At 68.5% G+C, this 5,709-nt stretch carries 7 protein-coding genes; 5 read left to right on the top strand and 2 right to left on the bottom strand.

The window, feature by feature from the left end:
- The first annotated feature begins 60 nt into the window (after positions 1-60).
- From ACFE60_RS17265 to ACFE60_RS17245, 5 genes are read left to right on the top strand one after another with little or no spacing between them, the layout of a single operon-like run.
- Entirely contained in the window at positions 61-696 is a 636-nt protein-coding gene (locus tag ACFE60_RS17265) for a heme-copper oxidase subunit III (protein WP_375390094.1), read from the top strand.
- Positions 697-707: 11 nt separating this feature from the next.
- A complete protein-coding gene (locus ACFE60_RS17260) occupies positions 708-1,511 on the top strand; it encodes a c-type cytochrome (protein WP_375390093.1) in 804 nt (267 codons plus the stop codon).
- A gap of 11 nt (positions 1,512-1,522) precedes the next feature.
- Positions 1,523-2,593, top strand: a complete 1,071-nt coding sequence (locus ACFE60_RS17255) for a Rieske 2Fe-2S domain-containing protein (RefSeq protein ID WP_375390092.1) — start codon at positions 1,523-1,525, stop codon at positions 2,591-2,593.
- Positions 2,577-4,232 (top strand): cytochrome bc complex cytochrome b subunit, encoded by a 1,656-nt coding sequence (locus ACFE60_RS17250; protein ID WP_375390091.1) that lies wholly within the window; start codon positions 2,577-2,579, stop codon positions 4,230-4,232. The genes ACFE60_RS17255 and ACFE60_RS17250 overlap by 17 nt, the downstream gene beginning before the upstream one ends.
- Complete coding sequence (locus ACFE60_RS17245) at positions 4,225-4,713, top strand: NUDIX domain-containing protein (protein WP_375390095.1); 489 nt, start codon at positions 4,225-4,227, stop codon at positions 4,711-4,713. The genes ACFE60_RS17250 and ACFE60_RS17245 overlap by 8 nt, the downstream gene beginning before the upstream one ends.
- A gap of 53 nt (positions 4,714-4,766) precedes the next feature.
- Here the strand turns inward: ACFE60_RS17245 and ACFE60_RS17240 are convergent, their stop codons facing one another.
- Positions 4,767-5,183: a cytochrome c oxidase subunit 4 gene (locus ACFE60_RS17240; RefSeq protein WP_375390090.1), complete on the bottom strand. Its 417-nt coding sequence runs from the start codon at positions 5,181-5,183 to the stop codon at positions 4,767-4,769.
- Between the two features lies 1 nt (position 5,184).
- Positions 5,185-5,709: cbb3-type cytochrome c oxidase subunit I (locus tag ACFE60_RS17235; protein ID WP_375390089.1), on the bottom strand; the 525-nt coding region annotated here is incomplete at its 5' end.

Genomic DNA, 5,709 nt, shown 5'->3' with positions numbered 1-5,709 from the left:
CTCTTCGACAACTCATCGAAATCCCGGCTGGGAGGGTGCTCGACCAGCCATAATGAAAGCGTGAGCAGCGCCTCCGTGCTTCAGACGGCCAACACCCCGGCGGTGAACCGACCGAACCCCGTCGCGGTGGGCACCATCGTGTGGCTGGGCAGCGAGGTGATGTTCTTCGCGGGACTCTTCGCGATCTACTTCACCCTGAAGACGACGCAGCCGGGGCTGTGGACCGAATCGGTCGAGCACCTCAACGTGCCGTACGCCGCGGTGAACACCCTCATCCTCGTGTCCAGCTCGTTCACCTGCCAGTTCGGCGTCTTCGCCGCGGAGCGCCTCCAGTCCCGGGCGACCGGCTGGAAGCCGTCCGAGTGGGGCATGACCGAGTGGTTCTTCCTCACCTACGCACTCGGCGCCATCTTCGTCGCCGGCCAGGTCTGGGAGTACGCGACCCTCGTCGGCGAGGGCATCTCGCTCAGCTCCTCCGCCTACGGGTCCGCCTTCTTCCTGACCACCGGCTTCCACGGCCTGCACGTGACGGGCGGCCTCATCGCGTTCCTGCTCACGATCGGCCGCGCCTACGCGGTGAAGACCTTCGGCCACAAGGAGGCGACGACCGCGATCGTCGTGTCCTACTACTGGCACTTCGTCGACGTCGTCTGGATCGGGCTGTTCCTGGTCATCTACGTGCTGCAAGCGAACTGAGGAGGGCCGCGATGAAGAACGACGACGTGAAACGCCGGAAGCAGGGTCGCAGGTCCCCCCTCGCGAGCGTCGCCCTGGTCTTCACCGGGCTGCTGATCACCGGCGGCGCCTACGCCCTGATGACGGCGGCCGCGCCCGCGCAGGCGGACGTGGACCTGACGAGCGCGCAGACGATCTCCGAGGGCAAGAAGCTGTTCGCCTCGAACTGCGCCACCTGCCACGGGCTCGACCTCGCCGGCACCGCGACCGGCCCGTCGCTCATCGGCGTCGGCGCCGCTGCAGTGGACTTCCAGGTCGGCACCGGCCGCATGCCGCTCGCGCAGGACGCCCCGCAGGCGGAGGTCAAGCCGCGCGTGTTCGGCGACAAGCAGACCCTGGAGATGGCCGCGTACGTCGCGTCCATCTCCCCCGGTCCCGGCATCCCGGCCTCGAGCGCACTGACGCTGACGGGTGACGCGACGAAGGGCGCGGAGCTCTTCCGCATCAACTGCGCGATGTGCCACAACGTGGCCGGCGCCGGCGGCGCGCTGACCGAGGGCAAGTACGCGCCGAACCTGATGGACACGACGCCCGCGCACATCTACGAGGCGATGCTCACAGGCCCGCAGAACATGCCGGTGTTCAACGACGACAACATCACCCCGCAGGAGAAGCAGGACATCATCACGGCGCTCAAGACCCAGAACAAGGCGGCCGGCGTCGGCGGCTTCGAGCTCGGCAGCCTCGGTCCCGTGGCCGAGGGCCTGTTCCTCTGGATCTTCGGGCTCGGCGCGGTCGTGGCGTTCACCGTCTGGCTGACCGCGAAGGCGAACTAGGAACCGCGGACATGGCGAACGACGAATCCACCGACCTGGTCCCCGCCGACACGCACGGCGAGACCCGCGACCCCGGCTCCGCGGTCGAGCGCAGCGACGCGCTGCGCAACCCCGGGCTGCCGCCGCACCGCCAGCGGGTGACCGACCTCGATCCGAAGGCGGCCAAGCACGCCGAGCGGATCGTGGTCCTGCTCTTCTACATCTCGATCATCGGCTCGATCTTCGCGATGACGGCGTACTTCGCCTTCCCGATCAAGCCGGACGACCTCGGCTCGGTGCGGCTGAACAACGTGTTCATCGGCCTCGGGCTCGCCTTCGCGCTGCTCGCGATCGGCATCGCCGCCGTCCACTGGGCGAAGGTCCTGATGGTCGACCACGAGGGCATCGACGTGCGCCACCCGGTGCACGGCACCCCGCCGGTGCAGGCGCGCGCGGTCGAGATCTTCCGCATCGCGGACAAGGAGTCCGGCTTCAACCGGCGCGTGCTGATTCGCAACGGCATGATCGCGTCCATCGCGGCCCTGCCGTTCCCGGCCATCTTCCTGTTCCGCGACCTCGGGCCGGCGGCGGGCACCCCTGCTGAGGCCTTCAGCCACACCATGTGGAAGGAGGGCACGCGGCTGACGAAGGACCCGACGGGCGACCCGATCCTCGCTTCCGACGTCACCATCGGCTCCGTCTTCCACGTCATCCCCGAGGGGCTGACCGACGCGGAGGACCTGCTCGAGCAGAAGGCCAAGGCGGCCGTGCTGCTCATGCGGCTCGAGCCCGGCGCGCTGACGGTGTCTCCGGAGAAGACGACCTGGAACTACGACGGGATCGTCGCGTACTCCAAGATCTGCACCCACGTCGGCTGCCCGGTGGCGCTGTACGAGCAGCAGACCCATCACCTGCTCTGCCCCTGCCACCAGTCGCAGTTCGATATCACGCGGGAGGCGGCCGTCATCTTCGGACCGGCCGTCCGCCCGCTCCCCCAGCTGCCCATCACGGTGGACAGCGAGGGGTACCTGGTCGCTCGCAGCGACTTCCACGAACCAGTAGGACCGAGCTTCTGGGAGCGACGCGGTGACTACAACGCCTGACACGACCTACGACTACGACCCGACGGCACCGGCGGAGGACCGCCGCTCCGGCGGCGTCACCGGCTGGGCGTCGCGGTACGTCGACGAGCGGACCGGCATCAGCTACGTCGTCCGCGAGTTCGGCCGGAAGATCTTCCCCGACCACTGGTCGTTCATGCTCGGCGAGGTCGCGCTCTACAGCTTCGTCATCATCCTGCTGACCGGCACGTTCCTGACGTTCTTCTTCCAGGCGTCGATGGCCGAGGTCACCTACGACGGCTCGTACGGCCCGCTCAAGGGCCTGGAGATGTCGGCGGCGATGCAGTCGGCGCTGCACATCTCCTTCGAGATCCGCGGCGGGCTGCTCATCCGGCAGGTGCACCACTGGGCGGCGCTGCTGTTCGTCGCCGCCATCGGGCTGCACATGCTGCGCATCTTCTTCACCGGTGCGTTCCGCAAGCCGCGCGAACTCAACTGGACCATCGGCTTCGTGCTGTTCATCCTCGCGATGGCCGAGGGCTTCACCGGCTACTCGCTGCCCGACGACCTGCTCTCCGGCAACGGCCTGCGGATCATCGCCGGCATGGTGGAAGGCATCCCGTTCGTCGGCAGCTGGATCGGCTGGTTCCTGTTCGGCGGCGAGTTCCCCGGCACCGCCATCGTCGGCAGGCTCTACACGCTGCACATCCTGCTGCTGCCCGCGCTGGTGCTCGCCTTCATCGCGTTGCACCTGGTGTTCGTGGTCACCCACAAGCACACGCAGTACGCGGGCCCCGGCCGCACGAACGACAACGTGATCGGCTACCCGATCCTCCCCGTCTACGCGGCGAAGGCCGGCGGCTTCTTCTTCATCGTCTTCGGCGTCGTGATGCTGATGGGGGCCTTCTTCACCATCAACCCGATCTGGGTGTACGGACCGTACGACCCCTCCCCGGTGTCCGCCGGCACGCAGCCGGACTGGTACATCGGCTTCGCGGACGGCGCGCTGCGCCTGATGCCCGGGTGGCTCGGCGGCCCGGGCGGGATCCCGCTGGAGTTCGTGCTGTTCAACACGACCTACTCGCTGAACATCCTGATCCCGGTCGTGGTCCTCGGGCTCTTCATCGTCACGGTGATGGCGTACCCGTTCCTCGAGGCGTGGGTCACCGGCGACAAGCGCGAGCACCACATCGCCGACCGGCCCCGCAACATGCCGGGCCGCACGGCTGTGGGCGCCGCGGGCGTCACGTTCTACGCGGTCCTCTGGGCGGCGGCGAGCTCCGACCTGATCGCGACGCACTTCATGCTCTCCATCGAGAGCGTGATCACGATCCTGCAGTTCACCCTGCTCCTCGGCCCCGTGATCGCGTTCTTCGTCACGAAGCGCATCTGCCTGGCGCTGCAGAAGAAGGACCGGCAGATCGTCCTGCACGGCTACGAGTCCGGCCGCATCGTCCGCCTGCCCGGCGGCGAGTACATCGAGGTCCACGAGCCGGTGGACGAGTTCGAGCGCTGGAAGCTGGTGAGCTTCACCGACTACGAGCCGCTGATGATCCGGCCGAACGCGGCCGGTCGCATCCCGGTGACCGAGAAGGCCAGGGCCGTCGTCAGCCGCTGGTTCTTCGAGGACCGCATCGAGCCCGTCACCTCGACCGAGCTCGAGGTCGCGCGCCATCACTGACGCTCCACCGCAGCAGGAGGCCGGCACTCGGACGAGTGCCGGCCTCCTGCTCGTCCAGCGACCGTCGACCGGCACGGAGGTGCTGCTCGGGCACATGGGCGGGCCGTTCTGGGCGCGCAAGGAGACCGGTGCCTGGTCGGTGCCGAAGGGCGGTCTCGAGCCCGGCGAGGACGCCTTGGACGCCGCGCTGCGGGAGTTCGCGGAGGAGACGGGCATCGCCCCTCCCCCGCCTCCCTACCGGGACCTCGGCGCGAGCCGTCAGCGATCGGGCAAGGTCGTGCGGCTCTTCACCGCGGAGGCGGAGGTGGACGTCGCGGCCTTCCGGCCGGGCACCTTCCCGCTGACCGTCCGCGGCCGCACCGTCGAGGTGCCGGAGATCGATCGGCTGCGGTGGGTGCCGGTCGACGAGGCGAGGACGCTCCTCGTGGCCGGCCAGGTGCCGTTCCTCGACCGCTTGGATCCCGCGCCGCCGCGCTGCTGATGCACGGAGGAGGGGCCCGGAGCGAGACGCTCCGGACCCCTCCTCGTCACTGCTCAGTGCGCGAAGTAGCCGCGGTAGTACTCGTAGACCCAGCCGACGATGGCGATGATGAAGACGGCGCCGCCGATGTAGGCGATCCAGACGCCCGCGGCGAGGCCGAGGAACGTGAGCGTCGCCGCGATCGAGAGGGTCAGCGGCCACCAGCTCCAGGGGCTGAAGTGCCCCAGCTCGGGGTCGCCGTCGTCGATGCTGGCGTCCAGCCGGTCCTCGGGCAGCGCACCGCCCTGCGCGTGGAAGGACCGGTTCAGGTAGAAGCCGATGAAGATCGACATGACGGCCACCAGGCCGATGCCGATCGTGCCCACCCACTCGAGGCGGCCGTACTCGATCATCGCCCAGACCGAGTACGCGACGTCCGCGATGATGAAGAAGCCCGCGAGGACGTTCAGCAGGTTGATGTTGACGCGCATGTCAGCGCACCTCGTCCCGGGCCGCGTCGTAGGTGGGGGCGTCGGGTGCGTCCTTCGCGGGGCCGATGCCGATCGGGATGCCGGCCTCCGGGTGGTTCAGGTCGAACGCCGGCGACTCGGACCGGATGCGCGGGATCGACGAGAAGTTGTGCCGGGGCGGCGGGCAGCTGGTCGCCCACTCCAGCGACCGGGAGTAGCCCCACGGGTCGTTGACGGTCACCTTCACCCCGCGGCGCGCGGTGATCCACACGTTGTAGAGGAACGGCAGCATCGACAGCGCCAGGATGAACGCCCCCGCGGTGGAGATCTGGTTCATCACCGTGTAGCCGTCGCCGGGCTGGTAGGTGGCGTAGCGCCGGGGGAACCCGAGCACGCCCAGCCAGTGCTGGATCAGGAACGTGGTGTGGAAGCCGATGAACAGCAGCCAGAAGTGGATCTTCCCCAGCCTCTCGTCGAGCATCTTGCCGGTCCACTTCGGCCACCAGAAGTAGAAGCCGGCGAACATCGCGAACACCACCGTGCCGAA

Origin of the sequence: uncultured Amnibacterium sp., assembly GCF_964245895.1 — a bacterium.
Classification (GTDB): Bacteria; Actinomycetota; Actinomycetes; order Actinomycetales; family Microbacteriaceae; genus Amnibacterium.
This window is presented reverse-complemented; position numbering and strand designations above follow the sequence as displayed.

Excerpts from the sequence above, each read along its gene's own strand:
- ACFE60_RS17260 (WP_375390093.1), top strand. The coding sequence starts at position 708 with ATGAAGAACGACGACGTGAAACGCCGGAAGCAGGGTCGCAGGTCCCCC.
- ACFE60_RS17255 (WP_375390092.1), top strand. The coding sequence starts at position 1,523 with ATGGCGAACGACGAATCCACCGACCTGGTCCCCGCCGACACGCACGGC.
- ACFE60_RS17240 (WP_375390090.1), bottom strand. The coding sequence starts at position 5,183 with ATGCGCGTCAACATCAACCTGCTGAACGTCCTCGCGGGCTTCTTCATC.